The sequence below is a fragment of the Burkholderia sp. R-40 genome (genome assembly GCF_049942845.1).
Classification (GTDB): Bacteria; Pseudomonadota; Gammaproteobacteria; order Burkholderiales; family Burkholderiaceae; genus Burkholderia; species Burkholderia ambifaria.
This window is the reverse complement of sequence record NZ_CP187967.1, coordinates 1415010-1441089: the sequence shown is the minus strand read 5'-3', so window position 1 is coordinate 1441089 and position 26080 is coordinate 1415010. Positions and strand designations below refer to the sequence as shown.

Genomic DNA, 26080 nt, shown 5'->3' with positions numbered 1-26080 from the left:
ACGCACATCGGCCTGCACCGCGGCACTGTCATCCGTGCATCGCGACGCTCAGAACCACGCGTCGCGCATCTCGAGCGTCGTCGTATCGACGCTCGCCAGCAGATCGAGCTGCGCATCCACCTTCGGCAGCTCCCAGCGAAAGAAGTAACGCGCGGCGGCGCGCTTGCCGTCGTGGAAATCGCTGTCGTGCCCGTGCGCGGCAAGCGTCACGTCGAGCCACAGCCACGCGACGACCAGATGGCCGAACGCCTCCAGGTAAACGCTCGCATTCGCGAGCCGCACCTGCGGATCGTCGAGCGCGGCCAGCGCGCGCGTGACCTCGACAAGCCGCGCCCAGCGCTGCGCGAGCGCATCGGCATGCGCGCGCGCGTCGCCGTCCACGGCCCGTGCGCGCTGGAGCGTCGCGCCGATGCGCGCATCGAGCCTGCGCAGCAGCGCACCGTCGTCCTGGCCGACCTTGCGACCCAGCAGGTCGAGCGCCTGGATGCCGTGCGTGCCTTCGTGGATCGGGTTCAGGCGGTTGTCGCGATACAGTCGCTCGACCGGATAGTCTCGCGTATAGCCGTAGCCGCCATGCACCTGGATCGCGAGATCGTTGGCCGCGAGGCACCACTGCGACGGCCAGCTTTTCGTGATCGGCGTCAGGATGTCCAGCAGCTGCGCGGCCTCCGCGCGCACCGCCGCATCGTCATGCGCGCGCGCTTCGTCGACGAGCCGCGCGCAGTACAGGATCAGCGCGAGCCCGCCTTCGACGTACGCCTTCTGCGCGAGCAGCATGCGCCGCACGTCCGGATGCGCGACGATCGGCGCCTGCGGCGCGGCCGCGTCCTTGCCGGCCGGTCCGAGCGCGCGCCCTTGCGGCCGGTTGCGCGCGTAGTCGAGCGCGTGCAGGTAACCGGTGTAGCCGAGCGCCACCGCGCCCGCGCCGACGCCGATGCGCGCCTCGTTCATCATGTGGAACATGTAGGCGAGGCCGTGATTCGGTTCGCCGACCAGATAGCCGATCGCGCCGGCGCGTCCCTGCGGACGATGGCGCGTGCCTTCGCCGAAGTTCAGCAGGCAGTTGGTCGTGCCGCGATAGCCCATCTTGTGATTCAGGCCGGCCAGCACCACGTCGTTGTGCTCGCCGCGCGCGGCGCCGTCGTCGGTCGGCAGGTTCTTGGGGACGATGAACAGCGAGATGCCGCGCGTGCCGGGCAGAAGCCGGCCCTGTTCGTCGGGAATCTTCGCGAGCACGAGATGGACGATGTTCTCCGCAAGCTCGTGCTCGCCTCCGGAAATCCACATCTTGTTGCCGGTGATCCGGTAGCGCGGGCCGAGCGGCGACGCACACTCGAAATCGGCGCGCGTGACGATGTCGGACAGCGACGAGCCGGCCTGCGGCTCCGACAGGCACATCGTGCCGAAGAAGCGCCCTTCCAGCTCGGGACGCGCGAACGCGTCGATCTGCGCGGGGCTGCCGTGCGCGAGCAGCAGGTTGGCGTTCGCGACGGTGAGGAACGGATACGCGGCGGTCGCGATGTTCGCGGCCTGGAAGAACAGGAACGATGCGGCTTCGACGAGCTTCGGCAACCGCATCCCGCCGAACGTTTCGTCCTGGCCCGCGGCGATCAGGCCGGCAGCCGCGAAGGCGCGCACGGCCGGCTCGACTTCGGGGATCAGCGTCACGCGCTCGCCGTCGAACCGCGGCTCCTCGCGATCGCCGCGCGCCGCATGCGGCGCGAACAGGTCGGAAGCGATCCGCTCGCTGGTATCGAGCACCGCATCGAAGGTCTCGCGGCTGTGCTCCGCATAGCGCGGCAGCGCGCCGAGCGCGTCGGCATCGAGCCAGTCGTACAGCAGGAACGCGAGATCGCGTCGCGACATCAGCAGGCTCATCGTGACGCCCTCCGCGTGGCCTGCGTTTTCCCCATCGTCGACGGCCGCTCGTGCGCGGCCCGGTCGTGCGCGGCCCGGTCGATCCGCGGGTGCTCGATCGATGCATGCTCCATCACGTCTGTCTCCTGTCGACCAGAGTTAGCGCTTTAGCGCTTACTCTGGTCCCATGCTTCGCGGTCGACCAGAGTTAACGCTTTAGCGCTTGCTCTGGTCCCATGCTTCGCGGTCGGGCGGCGCGTCGGCGCGCCCGTGGGCGCCGGTTGCCGGCACCGGATGATTGGGTCGGTGACTGCAAGTGCTGGCGGAGAATTTAGCACGGTCGTTCGCAAACAACAATGCTCCGGCTTCGCGCCGCCAATCGGCAAGCGCAGGCATTCGATGGATGCGCCGCCGGGGGTGCCGCACACCCGTACGCGCGCCGCCCTGCCCACGGCCCGGCGCGCGACAGCGTATCAACCGACCTTTTGCTTCGCGAGCTGATCGGCGACGGGCAGGCTGCGAATCCGCGTGCCGGTTGCCGCGAAGATCGCGTTGGTCAGCGCCGGCGCGACCGGCGGCAGGCCCGGCTCGCCCACGCCGCCGAGCGGTGTCGCATAGTCGTCCGGCGCGACCAGATGCACGCGGATTTCACGCGGCGCCTCGTTCATGCGGAGCACCTGGAAGCCGTTGAAATTGCTCTGCTCCGGTTGCCCGTCCTTGAACGTGATCTCGCCGTGCAGCGCGATGCCGAGCCCCATCACCACCGCGCCTTCGAGCTGCGAGCGCACGCGCTCCGGGTTGACCTGCGGCCCGCAGTCGATCGCGATGTCGACACGCGGCACCGAAATCGCGCCGTCCGCGCCAATCTGCACTTCGCACACGACCGCCGTGTACGACACGAAGCTGCGATGCGCGGCGATCCCCAGCCCGTGCCCCTTCGACAGCTTGCGGCCCCAGCCGGCTTCGCGCGCGACCGTCTCGATCACACGCCGCAGCCGTCCGGTATCGACCGGATACAACGCCGGATCCTCGCCGTAGTTCACGTTCTTCACCGTGATGTGCGGCTCGAACCGCCGCGCCGGCCCGATCAGGTCGAGCAGGAAATCCTTCGGGTCGCGGCCCGCCGCGTGCGCGAGCTCCGACACGAAGCTCTGGATCCCGAACGCGTGCGGAATGTTGTACACCGAACGGAACCAGCCGATCCGCGTGTGCGCTTGCGCGGCCGGGTTCTCGATCCGTACGTTCGGGACTGCGAACGGAAGATCGGCGATACCTTGCGCGAGCTCGCCCGCCTGCTCGTGCACGACGCCGGCCCTGAAGGTCGACTGGATCGACGGCGCGACCGTGCGATGCTGCCACGCGACCACCTTTCCCGCCGCATCGAGGCCGCCGTCGAACGCTTCCAGCGACACCGCGTGGAAATAGTCGTGCGCGATGTCGTCCTCGCGCGTGAACGTCAGCTTCACGGGCGCCCCCACTGCCTTCGATAGCAGCGCGGCCTCCACCACGTAGTCGGGTTTCGACTTGCGGCCGAAGCCGCCGCCGAGCAGCGTCACGTTGACCGTGACGCGCTCGCTCGGCAGCGCGAGCGCCTTCGCGATTTCGTCGCGCGTGGTCTGCGGCGCCTGCGTGCAGGTCCAGACTTCGCAGCGGCCGTCGGCCACGCGCGCGACGGCCGCGGGCGGCTCCATCGTCGCGTGCGCGAGATGCGGAATGTAGTACGTCGCACGCACCCGCTTCGCGGCGCCCGCGAGCGCCGCGGCCGTATCGCCATCATCGCGGATCACGTCGCCCGGCTGCGCGGCCGCCGCTTCGAGCGTCTTGCGGTAGGCCGCCGAATCGTAGCCTGCGTGCGGCCCATGCTTCCAGTCGATCTTCAGTCGGGCGCGCGCCTGGATGGCCGTCCATGTGTCGCGTGCGATCACGGCCACGCCGCCGAGCGGCTGGAACCCGGACGGCAGCGGCGTCGACGCGAGCTGCACGACCTTGACGACACCCGGCAGCTTTTCCGCGGCGGACGCGTCGAACGATGCGACCGTATCGCCATAGGCCGGCGGACGCGCGACGACCGCGTACAGCATGCCGTCGAGCCGCGTGTCGATCCCGTAGTGCGCGCGGCCGCCGACGATGTCGCGTCCGTCGATCAATGCCGTTTCGCCCTTGCCGATATAGCGGAACTCGGCCGGCGCCTTCAATGCCACGCTCTGCGTATCGGGTACGGGCAGCGCGGCCGCCTTCGCGGCCAGTTCACCGAAGCCGAGCTTGCGCCCGGTTTTCGTATCGACGACCTCGTGCACCGTCGCCTTCACTTGACGCACGTCGACGCCCCAGGTCGCCGCCGCGGCCTGCTCGAGCATCGAGCGCGCGGCCGCCCCCGCGCGGCGCAGCGCCGCGAAACTCTGGCGCAGGCTGCGCGAACCGTCGGTGTTCTGGTTGCCGTAGCGCGGCTCGTCGCCGACGGCCTGCGCGACCTTCACGCGTGCCCAGTCCGCGCCCAGCTCGTCGGCGACCACGAGCGCGACGCTCGTGCGCACGCCTTGTCCCATCTCCGAGCGAATGCAGGTCACCGTCACCGTGCCGTCGGGCCCGATCGCGACGAACAGGTGCGGATCGTCACGCAAGCCGTGCGGCATGCCCGCGCCGCCGTACTGCGGATTCGGGCTGACCGGCGGCTGCGCGGGCGCGGCCGCGCGCGCAAGCGACGGCACGCCGAACGCGAGCAGCAGTCCGCCGGACGCGAAGCCGAGCAGCAACGCGCGGCGGCTTTCATTGTGGACGGAGAGTTCCGGCGCGTTCATGCGGCACCTCCGCGGCGCACCGCCAGCCGGATCGCCGCGCGAATGCGCGTATAGGTACCGCAGCGGCAGATGTTGCCGGACATCGCGTCGTCGATGTCGGCGTCGCTCGGATGGGGATTCGTCTTGAGCAGCGACGCGGCCTGCATGATCTGCCCGGACTGACAGTAGCCGCATTGCGCGACGTTCAGTTCCTGCCACGCTTGCTGCAGCGGATGGTTCACGTCCGTCGACAGGCCCTCGATCGTCGTCACCTTCTTGCCCGCGGCGGCCGCGACGGGTGTGATGCACGACCGGATCGCGACGCCGTCGAGATGCACGGTGCAGGCGCCGCACAGCGCCATCCCGCAGCCGAACTTGGTGCCCGTGTGGCCGAGGACATCGCGCAGATACCAGAGCAACGGCATGTCGGGATTGCCGTCGAAATGCCGTTCGCCACCGTTGACGGTCAGCGTGATCATCGTTCACCTCCTGGTTGCGACGCCGCGTCGCGCGGGCGTCGTGTGGGGATTTGAACGGCGCTGGGCACATTCCGAACGACCAGGTGGGCCTGACGCCGTTTCGTTTTCCGGATTGCGGCGGGTGACGACGCAATCGGGGCGATGCTGCCGCCTGGTTGCCTGTGCAACGTTCGGCGGGATTCGCGCGATTGCTCGTTCGCGTGGATCGCCGCGCGTATTATCAGATGAATTGCGCTTTGTCGTCGGATGGTGGGCGATTTGGGGGTGATTCGGGGGGATTCCGCGACCTGCCGAACGCGAGATGAATACACGCGTTTCGGCTTTGCGCGCATGGCTGCGCGGGCCGGACGTCAGCGCTTTCGCGGGACCGATATCGGCGCCGTCAGGGCGCCGTCCCGTGCTGCAATGCGCCGCCGATCCAGCGCTCCTCCGACGCTTGAAGATGGGCGCGCATCGCGGTTTGCGCCGCGATCGGATCGCCCGCTTGCAACGCCTTCAGGATCTGCTCGTGCTCCCGCACGGCGGCAGCCCAAGTTTCCGGGCTTTCCGAATGTCCGCGAATCGCGGCGGCAATCGGATCGTGTCGGCTATCGAACAACTCGCCCACGAAGCGGCTCAACACGGAGTTGCCTGCCACCTCCGCAATGAGCATGTGAAACTGCCGGTCCGCATCGACCGGCGATTTTCCCGCGACGGCGAGCCGCTTCATGCGCTCGACCGTGCGACGCAATCGGTCCAGCGTGGCTGCCGAGAATCGCGCAGTGGCCAGCACGATCACCGAACCCTCGATGGCCCCGCGCGCCTGCATCAGCTCCGACGGGCTCTCGCCCAACGCGGGCACCCCGCCACCGTCGCTCTCGCCCGGATCGCGAACGTAGACCCCGGAGCCGAGACGTATCTCGATCTGCCCACCAATTTCGAGGGCGATCAAGGCTTCGCGCAACGACGGGCGCGAGACCCCGAGCGTGGTCGCGAGCTCGCGCTCGGGTGGCAGTCGCCCACCGGCGGGAATGCCACCCTGACGGATCAATGCAAGGATTTGCGCGGCCACGGATTGGTAAAGCCGCTTGGGTTCTGTCTGCTTCATGATCCGAAAAATGGTCGACCGAAATGGCCGGAGCTTCGCGTTCACGCGGAGTCTACCACGGCGGCGAAACCCCGGACCAGCATGGGATAGACGCGACACAAGGGTTAACACCATTGGTATGGTCACTTCAAAATAATCACAATTGGCTTGACCAGATAAGCGCCCGATACTCAAATTCATTGCAACTGGACTGGCCAGTTGCCGCTCGGCGACTGCGCCAGTGACCTACGGAGACACGCATGACCCCTGCCGACTTGCGGCAATCGCCACCCCTTTCGTGCGACGGGCCGACTACTCGAACCATCCTGCAGCTGCAGGGCGTGGGCAAGCGCTTCCCCGGCGTCGTGGCGCTCGACGGCATCGATCTGGATCTACGAGCGGGAGAAGTTCATGCCGTGTGCGGCGAGAACGGCGCGGGCAAGTCGACGCTGATGAAAATCATCAGCGGGCAATACCGCGCGGACGACGGCGTCGTCCTCTACGACGGGGCGCCCGTGCAGTTTTCGTCCGCCACCGACGCGCAAGCCGCAGGCATCGCGATCATCCATCAGGAGCTGAACCTGGTGCCCCACTTGTCGGTGGCGGAGAACATCTACCTGGCGCGCGAGCCCAAGCGCGGCCCGTTCGTCGACTACCGCGCGCTGAACCGCGCCGCACAGTTGTGTCTGCAACGAATCGGCTTGAACGTGTCGCCCACGACGCTGGTCGGCTCGCTCTCGATTGCACAGCAGCAGATGGTGGAAATTGCGAAGGCGCTGTCACTCGACGCGCGCGTGCTCATCATGGATGAACCCACGTCGTCGCTGACCGAATCGGAAACGGTCCAGCTGTTTCGCATCATCAAGGAGCTTCGCAGCGAAGGCGTCGCCATCCTTTACATCTCGCACCGACTCGACGAGATGGCCGAAATCGTGGATCGCGTGACGGTGCTGCGCGATGGGCGCCACATTGCCACGAGCGATTTTGCAGCGACGTCGGTGAACGAGATCGTCGCCCGCATGGTGGGCCGTCCGCTCGACGATGCCTACCCGCCGCGTCGATCCACGCCCACCGATCAGGTGCTGCTGAAGGTACGCGACCTGCAACGAACCGGCACGTTCGGCCCTGTGTCGTTCGAACTTCGCAAGGGCGAAATTCTCGGCTTCGCAGGGCTGATGGGTGCCGGACGCACCGAAGTCGCCCGCGCGATCTTCGGCGCGGAGCGGCCCGATGCCGGCTCGATCCTGCTGGGCGATACGCCGGTCGAGATCAACTCGCCGCGCGAAGCCATTCGCCACGGGATTGCCTACCTGTCCGAAGACCGGAAAAAGGACGGCCTCGCGCTGGCGATGCCGGTCGCCGCAAACATCACGCTGGCCAACGTCGCGGCGATCTCGTCGCGCGGCTTCCTGCGTTTCGCCGACGAAACGGCCATCGCCGAGCGTTACGTGCGCGAACTGGGCATCCGCACACCGACGGTCGCACAGATCGCGCGGAACCTGTCCGGCGGAAACCAGCAAAAGATCGTCATCAGCAAATGGCTATACCGCGGCTCGCGCATCCTCTTTTTCGACGAGCCGACGCGCGGCATCGACGTCGGCGCGAAATACGCGATTTACGGGCTGATGGACCGCCTGGCGGCCGATGGCGTCGGTGTCGTCCTGATCAGTTCGGAACTGCCAGAGTTGCTCGGCATGACCGATCGCATTGCCGTGTTTCACGAAGGACGTATCACCGCTGTGCTTGAAACCGGAAAGACCAATCAGGAGGAGATCTTGCATCATGCATCAGGAAGAAGTCATGCTTGACATCACATCGGGTCGCACGCCGGCCGTCGATAAACAGGCACGGCAGCGACGCCGCGACCTGATCCAGAAATTTGCCGCGCTGGGCAGCCTGGTCGTGCTGATCGTCGCGTTTTCGCTGACCAGCGCCGCATTCTTCTCCGTCGGCAACCTGATGACCGTGTCGCTTCAGGTGACGTCGATCGCGTATCTCGGCGTGGCCGCGACGTGCGTGATCATTACCGGCGGCATCGACCTGTCGGTCGGATCGGTCCTGGCACTGGCCGGCGTTGCCGCCGCGCTGCTCGTCAAGGCCGGCATTCCGGTCCCCGTCGCGATGCTGGGCGGCATGCTGGTCGGCGCTGCATGCGGATGGGTCAACGGGATCTGCGTCACGCACATGGGGCTGCCGCCGTTCATCGCCACCCTCGGCATGATGCTGGTCGCCCGCGGGCTCGCGTTGCAGATCACCGGCGCCCGACCCGTGTCGGGGCTCGGCGACGCGTTCGGCGAGCTCGGCAACGGCGCCCTCTTCAAGATCTCGCACGTCGGGGCCGACGGCTTTCCCGACACGATCTTTCCCGGCATTCCCTACCCCGTCGTCATCATGGTGGCCCTGTTCGTGGCGGTCTCGGTGCTGCTGTCGCGAACGTCGCTCGGCCGCCACATCTACGCGGTCGGATCGAACGCGGAAGCGGCACGTCTGTCCGGCGTGAACGTGCAAGGCGTCAAGCTGTTTACCTACGTCCTGTCCGGATTGCTCGCCGGCGCCACGGGTTGCGTACTGATGTCGCGTCTCGTCACGGCCCAGCCGAACGAAGGCGTGATGTACGAACTCGACGCCATCGCCAGCGCGGTGATTGGCGGCACGTCGCTGATGGGCGGCGTCGGCACGATCTCCGGAACCGCCATCGGCGCATTCGTGATCGGCGTGCTGCGCAACGGCCTGAACATGAACGGCGTGTCGAGCTTCATCCAGCAGATCATCATCGGCGTCGTCATTCTCGGCACCGTGTGGATCGATCAACTCCGCAACCGGAAGTTGTAATCACAAGACGAAGTTCCAACCACCAACAAGGAGCGAGACATGAAAAAACTATCCGTACTGGCAGCGGCGGCAATCTTGTGCGCGATGTTCGGCGCGCATGCGCAGGCCGCCGGAGGCGAAATTGCCGTGATCGTGAAGACGGCCAATTCGAACTACTGGCAGAACGTGCAGAAAGGCGCCACCGCCGCCATGACCAATGCGAAGGGATACACCATGACGTTCCAGGGTCCCGCCGCGGAATCGGCGATCGCCGACGAAGTCAACATGGTCGAGAACGCGGTGAACCGGCATGTCGCCGGCATCGTCCTCGCGCCGTCCGATCCGGATGCACTCGTGCCGGCCATGAAGAAAGCGTGGGAAGCGCATATTCCGGTGGTGTTGATCGACTCGACCGTATCCGATGCCGGCAAGCAGTACTACCAGTCGTTCCTGTCGACCGACAACGCGAAAGCCGGCGAACTCTGCGCGAAGGCAATGATCGACCGCGTCGGGCAGACCGGCAAGGTCGCGGTCATGTCGTACGTGCCGGGTGCCGGTTCGGAAGTCGGCCGCGTCGGCGGATTCCGCAAGTACATCGCCGCGCATTCGAAGCTGCAGGTGGTGGGGCCGTTCTATTCGCAGTCGCAGATGGCGAATGCGCTGAACCAGACGACCGACGTCCTGTCGGCGAACCCCGACCTCAAGGGCATTTTCGGCGCCAACGAACCGACCGCCGTCGGGATGGGACGCGCGCTGCAGCAGTCGGGCAAAGGCGGCAAGGTCGTGGCGATCGGTTTCGACGGCAATCAGGACCTCCAAGGATTCGTTCGGGACGGCACGATTCAGGCCATCGCCGTTCAGAGCTCGTACCAGATGGGCTACAAGGGCATCGAGACCCTCGTCAACGTGATCGAGCGCAAGCCTGTTTCCAAGCAGGTGGACACGGGCGTGCTGATGGTCGAAAAGCAGAATCTCGACTCGCCCGCAGCGAAGAACGTCCTGTACTGACGAACGCGGCGTCGCGGCGGCGCTCTGCCAGGCCGCCCGTCGGCATCTCCTCCATTCACATACACGCCATGAAAGCCATTGCAACGCACGCGCTACCCCGTAGCGGATTGGTCATGAGCACACTGGGCTTCGGTTGCTCGCAACTGGGCGGCCTCTACAAGTCGATGTCGACCGCCGAGGCCGATGCGCTCGTCGACTGGGCCTGGGATGCCGGCATCCGTTATTTCGACACCGCGCCGTTCTACGGCTACACGCTGTCGGAGCGGCGCATCGGACAATCGCTGCAGGCGCGGGCGCGCGAACGCTATGTGCTGAGCACCAAGGTCGGGCGGCTCATGCGGCCCGACGATACGGTTCAGCCCGGCGACGACGGTTGGGCGCACCCGCTGCCCTTCCGGCCTCACTTCGACTATACGTTCGACGGCATCATGCGTTCGTACGAGGACAGCCAGCAACGCCTCGGCATGCGGACGATCGACATCCTCTATGTTCACGATATCGGTGCCGCCACGCACGGCGATCGGCATGCCCACTACTGGGAACAGCTGACCCGCGGAGGCGGATTCCGGGCACTCGCCGAGCTGCGCGATGCCCGTGCCATTTCCGCCATCGGACTCGGCGTCAATGAGTGGGAAGTCGCCGTCGATTCAATGCAGGAAGCGGATCTCGACGTCATCCTCCTCGCGGGTCGCTACACGCTGCTCGAACAGGAGGCGCTGACGCCCTTGCTCGATAGATGCGTGCGCAACGATGTCAGGATCGTCGCCGGAGGCGTGTTCAACTCGGGCGTGCTGGTCGGAAACGGCAAATTCAACTATGCGGATGCGCCGGCCGAAGTAATCCGAAAGGTCGCGCGTCTCGCCGAGGTATGCGCCGGCTTCGGCATACCGCTTGCCGCGGCCGCACTTCAGTTTCCGCTGGCGCACCCCGCCGTCGTGTCCTGCGTGGTCGGGGCGCGCAGTATCGAGCAGTTGCAGAAGAACATCGCCTGGCTTGAAACGCCGCTCCCGCCGGAGCTGTGGACCGCGTTGCAACGCGATGGGCTGATCGCCGAAGCCGCGCCGGTTCCGGAGGTGTGCTCGTGATGTTCCGGATCGACGCTCATCAGCACTTCTGGCAGATGGCCAGTCGCGAAGGCTATTGGCCTCCGCAAACGCTGGATGCCATCTATCGGGACTTCGGTCCTCAGGATCTCGAACCGCTGCTTGCGCAGTCCGGCGTGCAGCGGACTGTCCTTGTCCAGTCGCTACCGACTCAGGAAGACACGCGCTATCTGCTCGACGTTGCATCCCGAACGAGCTTCGTATCGGCCGTCGTCGGATGGGTGGACCTCAAATCCACGGATGCGCCGGCCCATATCGAGTCGCTCGCTCGTGAGCCGAAATTCCGCGGCATTCGCCCGATGCTGCAGGATCTTGCCGATGACGACTGGATCGACGATCCGGTTCTCGAGCCGGCCATCGACGCCATGCTCGCGCACGACCTCGCGTTCGACGCACTCGTCACGCCGCGCCATCTGCCCGCGCTGCTCGCGTTCGCGCGCCGCTACCCTCGCCTGCGCATCGTGATCGACCACGCCGCGAAGCCACCCATCGCATCGGGCCGAAGTGAAGCGTGGCACGTCGCGATGAGCGAACTCGCCGCGCATCCGAACGTGCACTGCAAGCTCTCCGGACTGTGGACGGAAGCCGGCCCGCATCCCGATCTCCTGCTCGTCGAGCCGTACGTGCGCGCCGTATGCGAGTGGTTCGGCGCGTCCCGGCTGATCTGGGGCAGTGACTGGCCCGTCTCGCGCCTTGCCGGCCATTTTGGCGACTACGGCGCCTGGCTCGCATGGTGCGAACAATGCTGCGACCGCTTCCTCGGGCCCGACGCACGTGCGCGCGTTTTCGGCGGCAATGCATGCCACTTCTACAGAATCGATCGGCCGTCCGGCGATCAACACGCTCAATAACGAGGACGTCACCATGCTCAGTATCATTTGCGAATCGCCCGGCGTACTGCGCCACGAAGATCGCGCGCCGCCTTCCCGCGCCGACGGCGAGATATTGTTGCGCGTGCAACGAGTCGGTATTTGCGGCACCGACATGCACATCTATTCGGGCAATCAACCGTACCTGCAATATCCGCGCGTCATGGGCCATGAACTGTCCGCCATCGTGGCCGAGGCCGATCCCGGCGCGCACGTCGCGCCGGGAGACGCGGTCTATGTGATGCCCTACCTGTCGTGCGGACAGTGCATCGCGTGCCGACAAGGCAAGACCAACTGCTGCGTCAACATCAAGGTGCTCGGCGTGCATCGCGACGGCGCGTTGACCGAATATCTGTCGGTGCCCGCGCAGTTCGTGCACAAGGCCGAAGGGGTCACGCTGGACCAGGCGGCAATGATCGAGTTCCTGGCCATCGGTGCGCACGCGGTGCGGCGTGCCGCCGTGTCCGCCGGCCAAAGAATCCTCGTGGTCGGTGCGGGGCCGATCGGCATGGCGGCGATGCTGTTCGCCCAGCTGAGAGGCGCACACGTCACGTGCCTGGACACGCGCGCCGATCGCCTTGCGTTCTGCCAAGAACACTTCGCCGTTGCGACGGTGCAGACGGGGCCGACCGACGTCGACGCATTGTCGACGATGACCAACGGCGAGTTCTTCGATGTGGTGTTCGACGCGACGGGTAACGTGAAGGCCATGAATCGCGGTTTCGAGTTCATTGCCCACGGCGGCAAGTACGTGCTGATTTCGATTGTCCCGGGCGAGATCACGTTCTCCGATCCGGAGTTTCACAAGCGCGAAGCCACGCTGCTCGGCAGCCGCAACGCCACCGCCGAAGACTTCGAGACGGTCCTCGACGCGATGCGCGCCGGCCGCATTCCGGACAAGGCGCTCAATACGCATCGGATGAGCCTGTCGGACGTACCCGTCGAGTTCCCGAAACTGATGGAACCCGGGCAGACCGTCGTCAAGGCGCTGGTCGAGTGCTGACCGAATTCGCGGGAACCGTTCGAGATGAGTGAACCGATTCTTCAGTTTGGCACCAGCCGGTTTCTCCAGGCCCATGTCGCCCTGTTCGTATCGCAGGCGCTGGAGCGTGGCGATGCGATCGGCGGAATCCGCATGGTGCAGACCACCGACAATCCGGCAAGCCATGCGCGCATCGCCGCACTCGCCCAGTCAGGCAGTTATCCGGTGAAGATCCGCGGCAGGGAACACGGTGCGATCGTGGATACGGTCGTCCACTGCCGCGCGGTGCGCGCTGCATGGATCGCCGATCGCGACTGGGCGATGATCCGGCATGCGGTCACGCATGACGTCCGCGTGATTGTGTCGAACACGGGCGACGCCGGCTACCGTCTCGACGAGCGCGATTCACCGACCCTGCTCGCGCGGGACAGTCATGTCCCGCGCAGCTTCCCCGCCAAGCTGCTCACGCTGCTGCATGCACGATGGTGCGCACGGCCCGGTGCGGGCGTGTCGATCTTTCCGTGCGAACTCGTCGCGCGCAACGGCGACACGCTGCGCGCGCTGGTCATCGGCCTCGCTGAACAATGGGCGCTGCCCGCGCCCTTCGTCACGTATCTGTCGCAACAATGCATCTGGGTCAACTCACTGGTCGACCGGATCGTGTCCGAACCGATCGAACCGGTGGGCGCCGTGGCCGAGCCCTACGCGCTCTGGGCCATCGAACGACAACCGGGCATGGAACTGCCGTGCACACACGAACATATCGTCGTCACCGACGACCTGCTCAGCCATGAGCAGCTCAAGCTGTTCTTTCTGAACGTCGGGCATACCTGGCTCGCCGACCAGTGGCTGATGCAGCGCCGAAACAGCGCGCTGACCGTGTTCGAGGCGATGAACGACGCGACGCTGCGCGAGGGCATCGAGGCCGTCTGGGGCGAGGAAGTGTTGCCCGTATTCGATGCGCTCGGGATGCGCGTTCGCGCTGAGCAGTACGTTGCAAGTGTGCGCGAACGGTTTCTCAATCCGTATCTCGACCATCACATCGCGGACATTGCCGGCAACCATGTCGAAAAGGTCCGGCGGCGGATTCTGCCGCTGATCGAACTGGCCGATTCGCTCGGGGTCGCGCCTGATCAGACGCGGCTGCGCGATACGCTCGCGCGGCATGGCGTGACACCCTCAACCAAAGAGGCAAATGCATCATGAATGATCGGATGGTCGTCATGCTTCATGGCGACGACAACGTAGCGGTGGCATTGAGAACGCTCGAGGCCGGCACGACAATTGAAGTGAGCGGCCTGGCGACCACCGTTATGACGTCCATTCCGGCGGGCCACAAGATAGCGACCCGCCGCATCGTGCGAGGCAGCCCGGTGATCAAGTACCGGCAAACGATCGGTGTCGCGCTGAACGATATCGCGCCCGGCGAGCACGTTCACGTTCATAACGTCGGGATGCCCGAGCATCACGCGCATCGTGCCGCGCACGTCGATGCCGGTCACGCGCTCGCGCCAGCAGACCGGCAGGAAACGTTTCAGGGTTTCGTGCGGGCGGACGGACAGGTTGGCACACGCAACTACATCGGGGTTATCGCCAGCGTCAACTGTTCCGCCAGCGTCTGTCACGCGATTGCGGACGCGTTCAAGGGCGACGCGATGGCTCCGTTCGAATCGGTGGACGGCGTAGTTGCGATCACGCATCAGAGCGGCTGCGGGATGTCCGCAACCGGAGACGGCATCGCCGTACTTCGTCGCACGCTGACCGGCTACGCGTGCAATCCGAACTTCGCGGCCGTGCTGCTGGTGGGCCTCGGTTGCGAGGTGAACCAGGTCGGTGCCCTTGCAACGTCCGTTGAAACAACGCACGCTGCGCCGGTCAGGACCCTCGTCGTCCAGGATGAAGGCGGCGTGCGTGAAACCGTCGCGCGCGGCGTCGCGATCGTCCGCGAAATGTTGACGGCAGCCAATCGCATGACGCGTACCGAAGTTCCCGCCGCGCGGCTGAAAGTGGGCCTGCAATGCGGCGGCTCCGACGGCTACTCGGGGATCACCGCGAATCCCGCGCTCGGCGCAGCGGTTGATCTGCTCGTTCGCCACGGTGGCACCGCCATTCTTTCCGAGACACCGGAGATCTACGGTGCCGAACATTTGCTGACCGCACGCGCGTCCGGCGTCGTAGCCGAGCAGCTCCTCGACAAGTTGCGCTGGTGGGAACGGTATGCGGGCGAATCGGGCGGTGACATGAACAACAACCCTTCGCCCGGCAACAAGGCCGGCGGCATCACGACCATTCTCGAAAAGTCGCTCGGCGCGGTTTCGAAGGGCGGAAGCAGCCCGCTCAACGCCGTCTATGACTATGCCGACCGCGTATCGGAATCGGGCCTGGTCTTCATGGACACGCCCGGCTACGACCCGGTATCCGCCACCGGACAGATCGCCGGAGGCGCCAATCTGGTGTGCTTTACGACGGGGCGCGGTTCAGTGTTCGGCTCCAAGCCGGTTCCCACCATCAAGCTGGCGACCACCAGCGGCCTGTTCGAGCGGATGCGCTCGGATATGGACTTCAATGGCGGCGAGATCATCGACGGTTCGCTTTCCGTCGGGCAGGCAGGGGCGCAACTGTTCCGGTTGATGCTGGACGTCGCGTCGGGCGTACGCACCTGCAGCGAGCAGAACGGCATGGGCGACCGCGAGTTCGTGCCGTGGCTGCGCGGCCCGATCATGTGATGCCCTGCCCTGCTCCCACTCATCTCCGGCAATCGTCACCCATGGACATGAACCCGGCCGAATCGGCGCCGCACGATCGCACAAGCGAATTGCGGCTATCGGCGCAGCAACAAGATCTGCTCGATGAAGCGCTCTCGCTCTTGATCGACGTGCGTTCGCGCGCGCTGGACATTGCGGCTCAGGTCTGTCGACGCCAAGGCGGCGCCGTGCCCGATGTTCACGACTTTCAACTGCCCGCGATCATCGACCTGCAACGGCGGCTTGCACGAGCAGGAGCATGTGCACCACCCGACGCAACGGTAACGCATTCGGGATCACAAGCGTCCGTGCCAGTACTACACGGCATTCCGCGACGATCGGGCAAACGCGCGGCACGTATTTCGTTATCCGTTGATGTGTGATCCTGAGCAGTCGACGGTTCACGCTCTCCGAGCGCTTTCCAACATGAGGTCACCATGCGTTACTGTCTCGCACTGGATCTGAAAGACGATCCTGATCTGATCGCTCGCTATGAGGATCATCACCGTGCCGTATGGCCCGACGTGCTGCGGCATCTTCGCGAGCATGGGGTACGCGGTATGGAAATTTTCCGCGTCGGCACACGCATGACGATGGTGATGGACACCGATGACGCGGTGTTCGATGCCGAACGCATGGCCAAAGCCGCGGAAGCAAATCCGACGGTTCGCGCTTGGGAAGACGTGATGTGGACATTCCAGGCCCCGACGCCGTGGACACCGGCCGGTTTGAAGTGGACACCGATGACCTGCATATTCGATCTGCGAACGCAGACGTGAGCGTGCGACTCGCGGACCTCGTTTCCTGAAGTTTTCGCTACGATCACCTGAATGGCATTAGCCGGTGCCCTCTCGCATGGCGGGCGCCGGCTTCAACGGGCCGTGCCGCCTACACGTCGATCCACGCACCGGTGCCCTCCCGATACTGGATCACACCGCCGTTGAACCGCACCCGCAGGTTGCCGTCCGGCAACGGAACCCAGGTCGTCATGTCGAGGCTCTGCATCAGCCCCGCGAAGAAATCCCCCAGCTGTTGCGGCTCTTCGGCCTGCCAGACTTCGATGCGTCCGAGGCACGCACGCAGGTTGCCGGTCGGCTGCATGATCGCGCCGATCTGTCCGGCCACGTTCGACGCCGGATCGTAGACCGGCGTGCCGTCTGCGCTGACGATCGACAGATGGATCCCGCGTACCGACGCTGGTTGGCCCGGCGTCTGCTCGACGAGCGCGATGCAACTCGTCATCGCGCCGAAATCGATTTCCGTCGCATCTCCCCAGATGCGCTCGCCAACCGACAGCGGCGCGGGACCTTGTACGTTCTGAATGATGTAGGGCATGGGTTCCTCGCATGACTCGATGGGACTGCTGGTGGCGGAGCGGCGGCGTGTTCGGGAATGCGGACGTGCGTCGGCCCCGCTGCTCACTTTCCGCATCCGGCCTGACGGCGCGGCGGATCGTGTCGATGGATTCTTTGTCGCTGCGCACACCGGAGTCAATCGACCTGTGTTCACGGGGATGATTGCACGGGACGTTCGTCTTCGACTCGGTAATGGATCGGCCTGTCGTGGACGATGGGGGCCGCTTCTCCGTCGTCGTGCGTGCAGGCGATTTCGCTGGTGCACACGGTAGCCATTTCTTGATCTGTCGGTGTACTCATTGTTTCTCCGCTCACTCCCGAGGACCGGCAGGTTGGAAATCCGCACACCTTAGTCTTGCTTCCTCATGGAAGTCCGCCGCCACCGGCTCGCACTACGCACCCTTCTTGTCCAGCAGCGCCTGATACTTCTGCAAGCTCTCGTCGATCTTGTCGAGCGCGACGCTCGCAGCCTCCCCTTCGATCGCTTCCGCGGCACCCGCGACGAGCGCCGCGGTCGCGACGAACAGGTCCGTCAACAGCAGACCCATCGCATCCATCGCCATCCCGGACACGTTCTCGTCGATGGTCTTCTGCGCGAGATCCTTCATCAGCACGCTCTTGCCCGCGATCGCCAGCGACGTCGACGCCTCGAAGTAGTTGGCCGCCGCCTGCGCAACCATCCCGCCCGCCTGCGTGATCAACATGTTCGGGCCGACCGCGATCTGCGTCGTCGCGTAGGACGCCGCTTCCGCGTTGATCGCCTGCACGGTCTGCAGCGCCGAGCCGCCTGACCCGGGCCCACCCGCGATCTGGTTCGGCGCCTTCAGCGCATCGGTGAACCTGCGCAGCCGGTTGACCGGCCACGCGCGCGCGCCGACCTTCGACGCCGCGGCGACCGGCGCGACATCGGCTGGCGTCGCGGCGTCGGCTGCGGCTGCGGCGTCGTCGACATCGCGCGGCGTCTGCGGCGCGTCGTCGCCGCGCCCGCCCAAAAGGCCTTTCATATTCATGGTTCAGGTATCCCGAGAGTCTGCACGTGCTAATGCGCGGTACCCGTGTGCGGCCCGCTCGTCGCGGCGTGCGGCGCGCTGCCCGAAGCACCGCCCGATGCGCCGCCCGACGCCCCCTTCGGCGACGCTTCGACGGACAGGATCATCGCCACCGCTTTCGACACGACGGCGTTCGAAATCTGGTTCAGCGCCGCCTGCTGCTGCGTCATGTTCTGTGCGGAGATGCCGACGGCCTGGCTGAACATCTGGTAAAGCGTGCCCAGCGCCTGGGCGGGCGATCCAGCCACGACGTTGACATTGGTCTGCGTCAGCGCGTCGGTAACCTGCTCATTGACTTTGTCTGCCACGAGGCCTCCTCGAATCTCGGCTCCGGCATGCGGTTGAAGGAACGGGCGGGCCGGCAGGCCATCGACACCGCGTATGTCGTTAGGAACGCTGCGTCCCCGCATTCGTGAACGCGCTCAAGCGAGTCCGTCGCGCAATTTCTTGCGCAGCAGCTCGACGCGCTTTCTGGCAAGCGGCTCGTTGATGCCGAGCGTCGCCGCGATATGCGGATACGGCATGTCCTCCTCGAACTTCAGCGTGAACAGCATTTGCTGCTGCTGCGGGAGCATCGACAGCGCCTGGTCGAGACGTCGCAGTTGCTGTCGGAGCAGCAACTGCTGCTCCATCGACGGTGCGTGGCCCGCCAGCTCGGCGATGTGATCGTCGTCCCAGGTCGAGTCGTATTCGAGCATGCCGTTTTCGCGCTGGCGCTGGCGCGCGCCAGAGAGGAACGCGTGGTTCAGCGCCAGAAAGAGAAAGCCGGCCAGGTTCCGAACGCGCTCGGGCGAACGCTGCAGGTAAATGTGAACCTTGAGTGCGGTATCCGAAAGCAGTTCGTCGGCACGGTAAATATCCCCCTTGCACAAGAGGCGCGCGCGCCGCCGCAATTTCCCCTGCATTTCACGCCACGTCCGATCGAGCTGCTGCGCCTGTGACGCGGCCGGCGGGGCAGCGTGTGGGTTCGACGTTGTCATTCCGTGCCCTCCGTTTTTATGGAAAACACAGAATCGATTTGATGCCGAGAACGGCGCTGTTACCCGCGTAACACCGTTATTGAGATAATCGTTTTGGTCAATTCTCTTGATTATTGTGAACGGAAATTTTTAACCCACGGGCGTCGCCCGTTCCGCCGTATCAGGCACTCCGCCGGGCGTAAATAACGGCATTGCGATGAAAAAAGAACGACTAGCGTCGCGACGCGTTCGCGCGCCGGCACGCCGCTATCGATGTCGGTCGCCCGAACATCATTGCCGCCAAAGTGCCGTCGCGTCCGGACTGCTCGTCGATTATTTCGGTATCTTCATTATTTTTTTCACGCAGTACCAGAAGCAGCGTTTTCCGCTAGGTGGCCGCATCGTCAAACAACCTCGCACGGAAAACATGCCTGCCCTTGCTAACGCTCGAACGCTGCGCAATATACGGATACTCACCGATCTTCCGGAAAGCCTGCTCGCTCACGTCGAGCGACATCTGATGCCGTGGCCCGAACACGGCAACCGAATGTTGTTCTTCAAGGGCGATCCGGAAGATTTCGTCGCGTTCGTGCACCGCGGCCGCGTGTACAAGACACTGCACGAACCCGGCGGACGCGAAATCATTCTCGGCCATTCGGTGCCGGGCGAACTCATCGGTGAAAGCACCCTCCTTCGCGCGCACCGGCGCAGCTTCACGGCCCAGTTGAGTCACGACTGCCGCATTTCGCTGCTGCATCGCCAGCACTTCGCACCGCTGCGGGCCAATGCCGATTTCATGGAGCGCATCTACGAGCAGCTGTGCCTGCACATCCACCAGCTGAGCGACTTCGTCGAGTCGGCGTGCCTGTACCGGCTCGAAGCAAGGCTCGCGCGCCATCTGCTGAATCGCATGCAAGGGAACGACGTCGAGGTGCCGCTACCGGAGAACCAGAGCATCCTGGCCGCGATGCTCAACGTCAGCCGTCCGCGACTGAACGGCACGCTGCAGAAAATGCAGCGCGACGGCCTGATCCGGCTTCACGAACACGGTGTGACGATCGAGAAACCGGAGCGGCTCCGGTATATCGCCGACGCCAATTGATGCCGCGGCGCGCACGTCGTCGTGCGGTGCCGCGGCGTGAGGAGGTTGCGCGCAGGAATACGCGGCGCGCGGCGAAGATCAACTGCGCCAGTGACCGATGGCGTTCATCAACTGCGCGACGGCGGCCAGTTGCGACACGAAGCTGTCGTTCGACGATCGTGCCGCGGCAGCCGCCGCCACCGGCGAGCCGGCATAGAGCTGCATGATGCCGACGGTCGTGGCGGCGAGGTTGGACGCCGCCTGGTTCGCCTGCATTTGCACCGCGTTGTGAAGCAGGATCGCGGACGCGTGGCTGTTCGACTGCATGAGCGTGCCCAAGGCCACGGCGGGCGCTTCGCCCACCACCTTGACGTTGGCTTGCGTGACTGCATCGGCAATCGCGGCGGAGGCCTGTTCCGGCATGTCGTTACTCCTGTGGTTGCTCGCCGCTGCGGCGCGGTCGACGCGGTCACGGCGAAAGCATGAGTGGGTCGGTCGGCGAAGCGCGCCGCGCGGCCGTCGATGCGGCGCGGGCGGCGGCCTTCGCGGGTGTCGGCACGACGTCGGGTGCCTGGCGGCAGCCACCGCGGCTGCCGCCAGGCGTCAACGCCGGGTTGCGCGTCAGGCGAGCGCCTTGCCGATCGCGAGCACGTCAGCCAGCACGGAAAGCACGCCGCTCGAGCCGATTTCCGTCGCGGCGGCGCCCGCGCTCGCCGGCCCGAGCGTGTAGAGCTGCATCGTCCCCACGTTCGTCGAGGTCGGCAGTTGCACCGCGGACTGCGACTGCTGCTGCACGGCGTTTTCGAACAGCACGCTGAGCGAATGGCTCTGGGCCTGGTACAGCGAGCCCGTCGCCATCGCGGGCGCTTCGCCCACGACCTTGACGTTGGTCTGCGTGACCGCGTCGGTGATCGCGGCATTGACCGCGCAGGTCTTGCAGTCGCAGGCGTCGGTCGGGTCGCCAATGATCGGATCGTTTTCGTTTCCCATCGAGTTTCTCCTGGTTTGCGATCGGGCGCCGCATCGAATCGGCTCTGCCCGTTCTGTCAGTTCTGTCAGTTGCTCCGGAACACCACACGGCACCGCTGTGCTGGTGGCGGCGGCCGTGCTGCGGATCCGCGGCGCGGCGGCGGCATTGGCGGTGCGTACCGCTTGCGCCGCCGCTCAACCACGGTGTTGCGACGGCGCCTTAACGTGCCACCGCCTTGCCGATCGCGATCACGTCGGCCAGCAGCGAGATGATCCCGTTCGAGCCGATTTCCGTGGCGGCCGCGCCCGCGCTTTCCGGCCCGATCGTGTAGAGCTGCATCGTCCCCACGTTCGTCGACGTCTGCGACTGGATCGCGGCCTGCGACTGCTGCTGCACCGCGTTCTCGAACAGGATGCTCAGCGAATGACTTTGGGCCTGGTACAGCGAGCCCATCGCCATTGCCGGCGCTTCGGCGACCACCTTGACGTTGACCTGTGTGACCGCATCCGTAATCGCGGGATTGACCTGGCACACTTGACACTTTTCAGTCATTTGTTGCTCCTTGGTTCACGTAGTTGAGAGGTTGCACATCGGGGCCGGCCGTCTTTCGCGTTCAGCCGCATGACCCGTGTGCTACTACATGGACGCTGGGCCGGGGGTGTCGTGAACGACCGCGGTGGCGGCGGCATCCGGCGCGGTTGATTCAGGCGATTCGGTCGGACTGGCGCCAATACTTTGGAGGCGGTCGTATATCGCGTCGAGCCGGACGGTGAGCAGGTCGACGTATTGCCGGAAGCACGCATCGATTTCCTGCCGGATGAGACCCGTCAGTTGTTCGCCGATCATCGCCATTGCCTCGCGTGTGCTGTCCTGGATGTCGGCCGCGCCGGATGCCTGAGCGTCGGCCGGCGGCTCGTGCGCGTCGAGTACGCCGGACACCTTTCGCTGTTCCGACGCCAGCATGCCGAGGGTTGTTTCGTTCTGCGCATCGATCGTCTGCAGGATGCCGCGCATCTTCTCGTACGCCTTTTGCTGGTTGAGTTGCATGAAATGTTTGATCTGCTCGCGCGCTTCCTGGCGGGTTTTCGGCTGCGGCTGTGGTGGGTTCGCGGGGTGCGCCTGCGTGGCGTGCGCCTGCGTTGCGGTGCCGGCGGTTGGCGCCGGCTGATTGGTGTGCCTGCTCGGTAGTCGCTCCAGCAGCGCCTGTTCTTCGCCCGGCTCGAGTGGCCGCCCCAATCGCTTTTCCGCGAACTGCCGCAGCAGCGGGTCAAGTGCTTCATTGCTCATGGCTCACACCTCCTCGATGTCCGGCTGTGGCGCCGGTGCGTGCGGGGCGGGGTCGAGGTCGGATGGATGCGGCGCAGACGCGCGTGCGTCGGAGTGCTGCAACGGATATCGCATGATGTTCTCCCGGGAATGGATGCGCGACGGCCTTGCCGGAAATTCGGCAGGACTGCTGCAGGGACGAACTATGCGAGGGGTCTGTGAAATCGGTTGTCGTTGCGCCGGTGCGTGTTGATTGATCAATGAATTGCGTGATCGCTACGCTCACGATCGTGGACAACTACACGCGGGAATGGTTAACTTCTCGCGTCCACGCGAGCCGACCGACATCGCGAAGAACGAATCATTCAAGGGGCGCTTCCGGGGAAGAATGCCTAGACCGGCGAGCCCACCAGCTGACGAAGGTGGACTCAGCGGGGTAAGGTCCGGTGCCAACGATGCATTAGCCAGAAGACAAATCCCGCCACTGGACCCAAGCATATGAACGCCAAGAATCCCAAAGCAGCCGATAAATCGGCCTTGAAAAGATCGTCATCCCAGATAGAGGTGTAAATCAGATAGGTGGAAATCCACGTCAAGAATCCGGTGATACCGCCACCCAAACACGATGAAATCAGAGAAATACGCCAGTATTTCAAGACCAGCAGATACAGCGGAATCGCAAACACTGCCGTTCCGAAATAAGCGATTGGGATGGAGTACTTGAGTGATGTCGGGTCGCCGGTAAAGTACGACCACAGTAGACCGGGCACGAGAGCCGAAAGTGCAAAGGCAAGAAAGGGTATCCGGTGCATCGGTGGAAGCAGCTACGTTGCTGCAAAAAGTTTATTGGTGCAGTGTGGGGTTCGTCAGGTACGACGCCCCACGGCTTTTCGACCATCAGAAATTGGGCCTTTTGTCATGTCACGGTCCGAAATAGTCATCCGTCAAGTTTTCGCCTACGTGACTGCGATTGGACGAAGGAAGCTCGGGTCGATAATGGCTGTGATCATTGTCGTGACGGAAGGTTGATCAACCCACAAACGATGAAGCCCAATCCGAAGACAGCGAAAAAAACCACATTCCCCCAGATCGCATCGAATCGATCGATTCTCGCTGTCTGAATCGGATTCTCGGCGAGATAACGCACCTGCGGTCGATCGCTGACAGCCATTTTCGACACGATCCCGCCCTGCGGATACGAGACGTGTTCCCCGGCCTTCGTCACGAACTCGATTTCCGGGTGATACCCGCCCGCGTTCAACTTCACCACTTCGCCGGGCACCATGATCGACGTCCGCATGAATTCGCGCGTCAGTTGGACGTTTATCGCCGCTGCGATCAAAAAACCGACTCCGATCACGACAAAGGCTACGGCTTTGTACATAAATGCGCTCGCTCGTTCGTCAGATAGCAGTCGAAATCATACACAACGAGGCCCTGCAAGCCGAACTACCTCACGACATCCCGTCCCGAAAAGGATTAGAACGCAAGCCTGTCGGAACGCACGATCGTCGGCCCGACGAAAATGACCTTTCGTAGCGACGATTGAGGGCCGTGCGGCTGCATCTTGAAATGCGGACGACACCAGTGTGGGCTCTTTTCGTGATGCGTATCGCCAGCCTCATCTTCCGCGCCAATTGGTTCCCAATCCAGAACGGCAGGTCCCACGATATGTCGATCGTATAAGTACTCGATCTCCGCGAGTCGCTCTCGATGCTTGCGCTGCCCTAGTCCCTTGAACTCCCTCGGCGCCCGACTATATGCAAGATCGGCCTCGACACGCGCATCCGGAAGTTTCAGATACTCAGTTCTACGACGTAATCGAAAACCTGCCGCCAGTACGCAAGAGCCGCCTCGCGCTTTTCGGGTGCACATTGGCTGTTTAGATCCTCGAGAATCTGTTTGACCGTGCGATCCGACTCATCCAGCGGCTAGCTGATTAATTGCGTACGAAAGTCGCCTGCTACTGAACTCTTGCCAAGTTGCCATCGTCAACTGGTCGCCGGTTCTGTTATATCTCCGGCGGCGCGCCGTCGATATCGTGCCATATCCCAGGCTAATCAGACACACAGCTGCAGCAGCTTCCCACACCAGCCTGCGGCGCCATCAATCGCTTTTAAACGACCCTTCTGACATGGATCGTGTCTGGATCTGCATTGATCGCAAACACCTACACGGCACCTACACGGAATTTTTTGAGGATTGGGGACAGGCTTACAGATTAAGCCAACCCATTGATTCGACTGGCCCGCCCTACACGATTCGAACGTGTGACCTACGGCTTAGAAGGCCGTTGCTCTATCCAACTGAGCTAAGGGCGGTCGAGGGAAAAGACACGGCCACAAAAACCCGGACCGCATTTAACGCACGAAGCTTCGAGCCAGCCACAACAACCACGAACTCAAAGCCCCGAAACGAAACGGGCCCGGCATGAAGCCGAGCCCGAAATTATACCCGATCATCGCGTCATACCACGCGCGACCGGCGCCGCAACCGTCAAACCGGCTGCGGATGCATCATGAACCAGCCGAGGAAGAACACGCCGGCGATCACGCAATACACGCCGAACGAAGCCAACCGACCGCGCCCTTCGAAATAGCGCATCAGAAACCGCACGCTCAGATAAGCGGCAATCGCCGTCAGCACGCCGCCGAGCAGCGCATCCATGAGCTGGTCGCGCGCATGAAAGAGCTTCGGCAACTCGAGCACGCCCGCGGCGAAGATGATCGGCGTGCCGAGCAGGAATGAAAACTCCGCCGCCTTCTCCGCCGTCAGCCCGGCCACATTACCGGCGATCATCGTCAGGCCGCTGCGCGAGAAACCCGGAATCAGCGCGCCGATCTGCGCGAGGCCCACGAAGAACGCCTGCTTGAACGTCATCTTCTCCGGCGCCTGGTGCGCACGGCTGCGCTGGATGCGATCGCCGACCCACAGCAGCACGCCGTTGATGATCAGCGCGACCGCGACGATGCGCAGATCGTGGAACACGCGCTCGAGGCGCTTCTCGAGCAGCAGGCCGACGATCCCGGTCGGGATCGTGCCGATGATGAGCGCCCACATCAGGTGCCCGTCGTCGTTCTTGCGGCCGCCGAGCTGCGCGAAGAAGCCGCTGATCAACGCGATCCAGCGCGCACGGAAATACCACAGCAGCGCGAGCGCGGTGCCGAGGTGCAGCGCGACGAGGAACGGCAGCAACTGCGGCGCATGCTTGTCGATGTGCATGCCGAACAACGCCGGCACGAGCAACGTGTGGCCGAGACTGCTGACGGGGAAGAGTTCGGTAACGCCCTGCAGGACGCTCAGGAATACCAGAAACCAGAGACTCACGCGTCGGTCCTTTTAGTGATGAGCAATCGGGTGAACAAGCGGACGACGCAGCGCGCGTCCGAAAAAACGCGCCCCGATTATGCCCAGCCAGGATTACCGCGCCAAGGCATTTGGCAGGTTATTGCGGCAATGCACACAAACGCTTGCAATTTGTAAGCATTCGGAAAGCAAAAAGCCCGCCATTTGCATGGCGGGCCTTTCGATTCCGGCAGAAATTGCCGTCAGCGGCCGAGCTGGTAAAAAAACAATACCGTGCTGCCGGTGAACATGCCGAACAGTGCGATTCCCATTGCCATTGCCAGATCCATGGCCGCTCCTCGAAGTGTCATGACCCGGCAACCTCACCGGTTTAGAGGCATTATCCCGACAGCTGACAA

Annotated in this window: 26 protein-coding genes and 1 tRNA gene; 11 read left to right on the top strand and 16 right to left on the bottom strand. The window is 64.2% G+C overall.

The window, feature by feature from the left end; all coding sequences use genetic code 11:
• Positions 1-48: 48 nt before the first annotated feature.
• The 4 genes from ACP26O_RS06760 to ACP26O_RS06745 all read right to left on the bottom strand — a co-directional run bounded on the left by ACP26O_RS06760 (position 49) and on the right by ACP26O_RS06745 (position 6200).
• Positions 49-1878, bottom strand: a complete 1830-nt coding sequence (locus ACP26O_RS06760) for an acyl-CoA dehydrogenase (protein ID WP_175663906.1) — start codon at positions 1876-1878, stop codon at positions 49-51.
• 452 nt (positions 1879-2330) lie between these two features.
• Entirely contained in the window at positions 2331-4655 is a 2325-nt protein-coding gene (locus tag ACP26O_RS06755; protein ID WP_175663907.1) for a xanthine dehydrogenase family protein molybdopterin-binding subunit, read from the bottom strand.
• Positions 4652-5113 carry a (2Fe-2S)-binding protein gene (locus ACP26O_RS06750; protein WP_006754739.1) on the bottom strand — a complete coding sequence of 154 codons (462 nt, stop codon included), beginning with the start codon at positions 5111-5113 and terminating at the stop codon, positions 4652-4654. Before ACP26O_RS06750 ends, ACP26O_RS06755 begins: the two co-directional genes overlap by 4 nt.
• Positions 5114-5495: 382 nt before the next feature.
• The gene (locus ACP26O_RS06745) at positions 5496-6200 is read right to left on the bottom strand and encodes a FadR/GntR family transcriptional regulator (protein ID WP_105787298.1); all 705 of its coding nucleotides are present in this window, start codon (positions 6198-6200) and stop codon (positions 5496-5498) included.
• Between the two features lie 239 nt (positions 6201-6439).
• Between ACP26O_RS06745 and ACP26O_RS06740 the strand changes: the two genes are divergently transcribed.
• The 10 genes from ACP26O_RS06740 to ACP26O_RS06695 all read left to right on the top strand — a co-directional run bounded on the left by ACP26O_RS06740 (position 6440) and on the right by ACP26O_RS06695 (position 16475).
• Positions 6440-7987 carry a sugar ABC transporter ATP-binding protein gene (locus ACP26O_RS06740; RefSeq protein WP_175663908.1) on the top strand — a complete coding sequence of 516 codons (1548 nt, stop codon included), beginning with the start codon at positions 6440-6442 and terminating at the stop codon, positions 7985-7987.
• Positions 7980-9011: an ABC transporter permease gene (locus ACP26O_RS06735; RefSeq protein WP_175664183.1), complete on the top strand. Its 1032-nt coding sequence runs from the start codon at positions 7980-7982 to the stop codon at positions 9009-9011. Before ACP26O_RS06740 ends, ACP26O_RS06735 begins: the two co-directional genes overlap by 8 nt.
• Before the next feature lie 39 nt (positions 9012-9050).
• On the top strand, positions 9051-9998 hold the full coding sequence (locus ACP26O_RS06730) for an ABC transporter substrate-binding protein (protein ID WP_175663909.1): 948 nt from the start codon (positions 9051-9053) through the stop codon (positions 9996-9998).
• A 68-nt stretch (positions 9999-10066) separates the two neighbouring features.
• Positions 10067-11083, top strand: a complete 1017-nt coding sequence (locus tag ACP26O_RS06725; RefSeq protein WP_175663910.1) for an aldo/keto reductase — start codon at positions 10067-10069, stop codon at positions 11081-11083.
• Positions 11080-11952 carry an amidohydrolase family protein gene (locus ACP26O_RS06720; RefSeq protein WP_175663911.1) on the top strand — a complete coding sequence of 291 codons (873 nt, stop codon included), beginning with the start codon at positions 11080-11082 and terminating at the stop codon, positions 11950-11952. Before ACP26O_RS06725 ends, ACP26O_RS06720 begins: the two co-directional genes overlap by 4 nt.
• A 13-nt stretch (positions 11953-11965) precedes the next feature.
• A complete protein-coding gene (locus ACP26O_RS06715; protein WP_175664184.1) occupies positions 11966-12973 on the top strand; it encodes a zinc-binding alcohol dehydrogenase family protein in 1008 nt (335 codons plus the stop codon).
• A 24-nt stretch (positions 12974-12997) separates the two neighbouring features.
• Entirely contained in the window at positions 12998-14158 is a 1161-nt protein-coding gene (locus ACP26O_RS06710) for a mannitol dehydrogenase family protein (RefSeq protein WP_175663912.1), read from the top strand.
• Positions 14155-15678, top strand: a complete 1524-nt coding sequence (locus ACP26O_RS06705) for a UxaA family hydrolase (protein WP_175663913.1) — start codon at positions 14155-14157, stop codon at positions 15676-15678. The genes ACP26O_RS06710 and ACP26O_RS06705 overlap by 4 nt, the downstream gene beginning before the upstream one ends.
• A 41-nt stretch (positions 15679-15719) precedes the next feature.
• The gene (locus tag ACP26O_RS06700; protein ID WP_175663914.1) at positions 15720-16079 is read left to right on the top strand and encodes a hypothetical protein; all 360 of its coding nucleotides are present in this window, start codon (positions 15720-15722) and stop codon (positions 16077-16079) included.
• A 54-nt stretch (positions 16080-16133) separates the two neighbouring features.
• Positions 16134-16475 (top strand): L-rhamnose mutarotase, encoded by a 342-nt coding sequence (locus ACP26O_RS06695; protein ID WP_175663915.1) that lies wholly within the window; start codon positions 16134-16136, stop codon positions 16473-16475.
• A gap of 109 nt (positions 16476-16584) precedes the next feature.
• Here the strand turns inward: ACP26O_RS06695 and ACP26O_RS06690 are convergent, their stop codons facing one another.
• The 4 genes from ACP26O_RS06690 to ACP26O_RS06675 form a co-directional block, all read right to left on the bottom strand.
• Positions 16585-17031, bottom strand: a complete 447-nt coding sequence (locus ACP26O_RS06690; protein ID WP_175663916.1) for a hypothetical protein — start codon at positions 17029-17031, stop codon at positions 16585-16587.
• A 412-nt stretch (positions 17032-17443) separates the two neighbouring features.
• Positions 17444-18061, bottom strand: coding sequence for a hypothetical protein (locus ACP26O_RS06685; RefSeq protein WP_175663917.1), 618 nt, complete (start codon positions 18059-18061; stop codon positions 17444-17446).
• Positions 18062-18090: 29 nt separating this feature from the next.
• The gene (locus ACP26O_RS06680; RefSeq protein WP_175663918.1) at positions 18091-18408 is read right to left on the bottom strand and encodes a RebB family R body protein; all 318 of its coding nucleotides are present in this window, start codon (positions 18406-18408) and stop codon (positions 18091-18093) included.
• Between the two features lie 114 nt (positions 18409-18522).
• Positions 18523-19005, bottom strand: coding sequence for an RNA polymerase sigma factor (locus tag ACP26O_RS06675; RefSeq protein ID WP_244101298.1), 483 nt, complete (start codon positions 19003-19005; stop codon positions 18523-18525).
• A gap of 574 nt (positions 19006-19579) precedes the next feature.
• Here ACP26O_RS06675 and ACP26O_RS06670 point away from each other — a divergent pair.
• On the top strand, positions 19580-20161 hold the full coding sequence (locus ACP26O_RS06670; RefSeq protein WP_244101291.1) for a Crp/Fnr family transcriptional regulator: 582 nt from the start codon (positions 19580-19582) through the stop codon (positions 20159-20161).
• Between the two features lie 78 nt (positions 20162-20239).
• Here the strand turns inward: ACP26O_RS06670 and ACP26O_RS06665 are convergent, their stop codons facing one another.
• The 8 genes from ACP26O_RS06665 to ACP26O_RS06630 all read right to left on the bottom strand — a co-directional run bounded on the left by ACP26O_RS06665 (position 20240) and on the right by ACP26O_RS06630 (position 26032).
• Positions 20240-20563 (bottom strand): RebB family R body protein, encoded by a 324-nt coding sequence (locus ACP26O_RS06665; RefSeq protein ID WP_126227514.1) that lies wholly within the window; start codon positions 20561-20563, stop codon positions 20240-20242.
• A gap of 198 nt (positions 20564-20761) precedes the next feature.
• Positions 20762-21130, bottom strand: coding sequence for a RebB family R body protein (locus tag ACP26O_RS06660; protein WP_105833278.1), 369 nt, complete (start codon positions 21128-21130; stop codon positions 20762-20764).
• Between the two features lie 199 nt (positions 21131-21329).
• Positions 21330-21662 carry a RebB family R body protein gene (locus tag ACP26O_RS06655; RefSeq protein ID WP_166722286.1) on the bottom strand — a complete coding sequence of 111 codons (333 nt, stop codon included), beginning with the start codon at positions 21660-21662 and terminating at the stop codon, positions 21330-21332.
• Positions 21663-21746: 84 nt separating this feature from the next.
• Positions 21747-22397: a hypothetical protein gene (locus ACP26O_RS06650; RefSeq protein WP_175663920.1), complete on the bottom strand. Its 651-nt coding sequence runs from the start codon at positions 22395-22397 to the stop codon at positions 21747-21749.
• A 985-nt stretch (positions 22398-23382) separates the two neighbouring features.
• Entirely contained in the window at positions 23383-23760 is a 378-nt protein-coding gene (locus tag ACP26O_RS06645) for a DUF3592 domain-containing protein (protein ID WP_175661814.1), read from the bottom strand.
• Positions 23761-24620: 860 nt separating this feature from the next.
• Positions 24621-24697 (bottom strand) — tRNA-Arg (locus tag ACP26O_RS06640).
• 175 nt (positions 24698-24872) lie between these two features.
• Complete coding sequence (locus ACP26O_RS06635) at positions 24873-25703, bottom strand: undecaprenyl-diphosphate phosphatase (RefSeq protein ID WP_166722291.1); 831 nt, start codon at positions 25701-25703, stop codon at positions 24873-24875.
• A gap of 221 nt (positions 25704-25924) precedes the next feature.
• Entirely contained in the window at positions 25925-26032 is a 108-nt protein-coding gene (locus tag ACP26O_RS06630) for a hypothetical protein (RefSeq protein WP_006750334.1), read from the bottom strand.
• Positions 26033-26080: the final 48 nt, after the last annotated feature.

What these genes read in the sequence shown, in the direction of transcription:
- ACP26O_RS06760 (WP_175663906.1), bottom strand. Translation starts at nt 1,878, where the DNA reads ATGAGCCTGCTGATGTCGCGACGCGATCTCGCGTTCCTGCTGTACGAC.
- ACP26O_RS06755 (WP_175663907.1), bottom strand. Translation starts at nt 4,655, where the DNA reads ATGAACGCGCCGGAACTCTCCGTCCACAATGAAAGCCGCCGCGCGTTG.
- ACP26O_RS06750 (WP_006754739.1), bottom strand. Translation starts at nt 5,113, where the DNA reads ATGATCACGCTGACCGTCAACGGTGGCGAACGGCATTTCGACGGCAAT.
- ACP26O_RS06745 (WP_105787298.1), bottom strand. Translation starts at nt 6,200, where the DNA reads ATGAAGCAGACAGAACCCAAGCGGCTTTACCAATCCGTGGCCGCGCAA.
- ACP26O_RS06740 (WP_175663908.1), top strand. Translation starts at nt 6,440, where the DNA reads ATGACCCCTGCCGACTTGCGGCAATCGCCACCCCTTTCGTGCGACGGG.
- ACP26O_RS06735 (WP_175664183.1), top strand. Translation starts at nt 7,980, where the DNA reads ATGCTTGACATCACATCGGGTCGCACGCCGGCCGTCGATAAACAGGCA.
- ACP26O_RS06730 (WP_175663909.1), top strand. Translation starts at nt 9,051, where the DNA reads ATGAAAAAACTATCCGTACTGGCAGCGGCGGCAATCTTGTGCGCGATG.
- ACP26O_RS06725 (WP_175663910.1), top strand. Translation starts at nt 10,067, where the DNA reads ATGAAAGCCATTGCAACGCACGCGCTACCCCGTAGCGGATTGGTCATG.
- ACP26O_RS06715 (WP_175664184.1), top strand. Translation starts at nt 11,966, where the DNA reads ATGCTCAGTATCATTTGCGAATCGCCCGGCGTACTGCGCCACGAAGAT.
- ACP26O_RS06710 (WP_175663912.1), top strand. Translation starts at nt 12,998, where the DNA reads ATGAGTGAACCGATTCTTCAGTTTGGCACCAGCCGGTTTCTCCAGGCC.
- ACP26O_RS06705 (WP_175663913.1), top strand. Translation starts at nt 14,155, where the DNA reads ATGAATGATCGGATGGTCGTCATGCTTCATGGCGACGACAACGTAGCG.
- ACP26O_RS06700 (WP_175663914.1), top strand. Translation starts at nt 15,720, where the DNA reads ATGGACATGAACCCGGCCGAATCGGCGCCGCACGATCGCACAAGCGAA.
- ACP26O_RS06695 (WP_175663915.1), top strand. Translation starts at nt 16,134, where the DNA reads ATGCGTTACTGTCTCGCACTGGATCTGAAAGACGATCCTGATCTGATC.
- ACP26O_RS06690 (WP_175663916.1), bottom strand. Translation starts at nt 17,031, where the DNA reads ATGCCCTACATCATTCAGAACGTACAAGGTCCCGCGCCGCTGTCGGTT.
- ACP26O_RS06685 (WP_175663917.1), bottom strand. Translation starts at nt 18,061, where the DNA reads ATGAATATGAAAGGCCTTTTGGGCGGGCGCGGCGACGACGCGCCGCAG.
- ACP26O_RS06675 (WP_244101298.1), bottom strand. Translation starts at nt 19,005, where the DNA reads ATGCAGGGGAAATTGCGGCGGCGCGCGCGCCTCTTGTGCAAGGGGGAT.
- ACP26O_RS06670 (WP_244101291.1), top strand. Translation starts at nt 19,580, where the DNA reads ATGCCGTGGCCCGAACACGGCAACCGAATGTTGTTCTTCAAGGGCGAT.
- ACP26O_RS06665 (WP_126227514.1), bottom strand. Translation starts at nt 20,563, where the DNA reads ATGCCGGAACAGGCCTCCGCCGCGATTGCCGATGCAGTCACGCAAGCC.
- ACP26O_RS06660 (WP_105833278.1), bottom strand. Translation starts at nt 21,130, where the DNA reads ATGGGAAACGAAAACGATCCGATCATTGGCGACCCGACCGACGCCTGC.
- ACP26O_RS06655 (WP_166722286.1), bottom strand. Translation starts at nt 21,662, where the DNA reads ATGACTGAAAAGTGTCAAGTGTGCCAGGTCAATCCCGCGATTACGGAT.
- ACP26O_RS06650 (WP_175663920.1), bottom strand. Translation starts at nt 22,397, where the DNA reads ATGAGCAATGAAGCACTTGACCCGCTGCTGCGGCAGTTCGCGGAAAAG.
- ACP26O_RS06645 (WP_175661814.1), bottom strand. Translation starts at nt 23,760, where the DNA reads ATGTACAAAGCCGTAGCCTTTGTCGTGATCGGAGTCGGTTTTTTGATC.
- ACP26O_RS06630 (WP_006750334.1), bottom strand. Translation starts at nt 26,032, where the DNA reads ATGACACTTCGAGGAGCGGCCATGGATCTGGCAATGGCAATGGGAATC.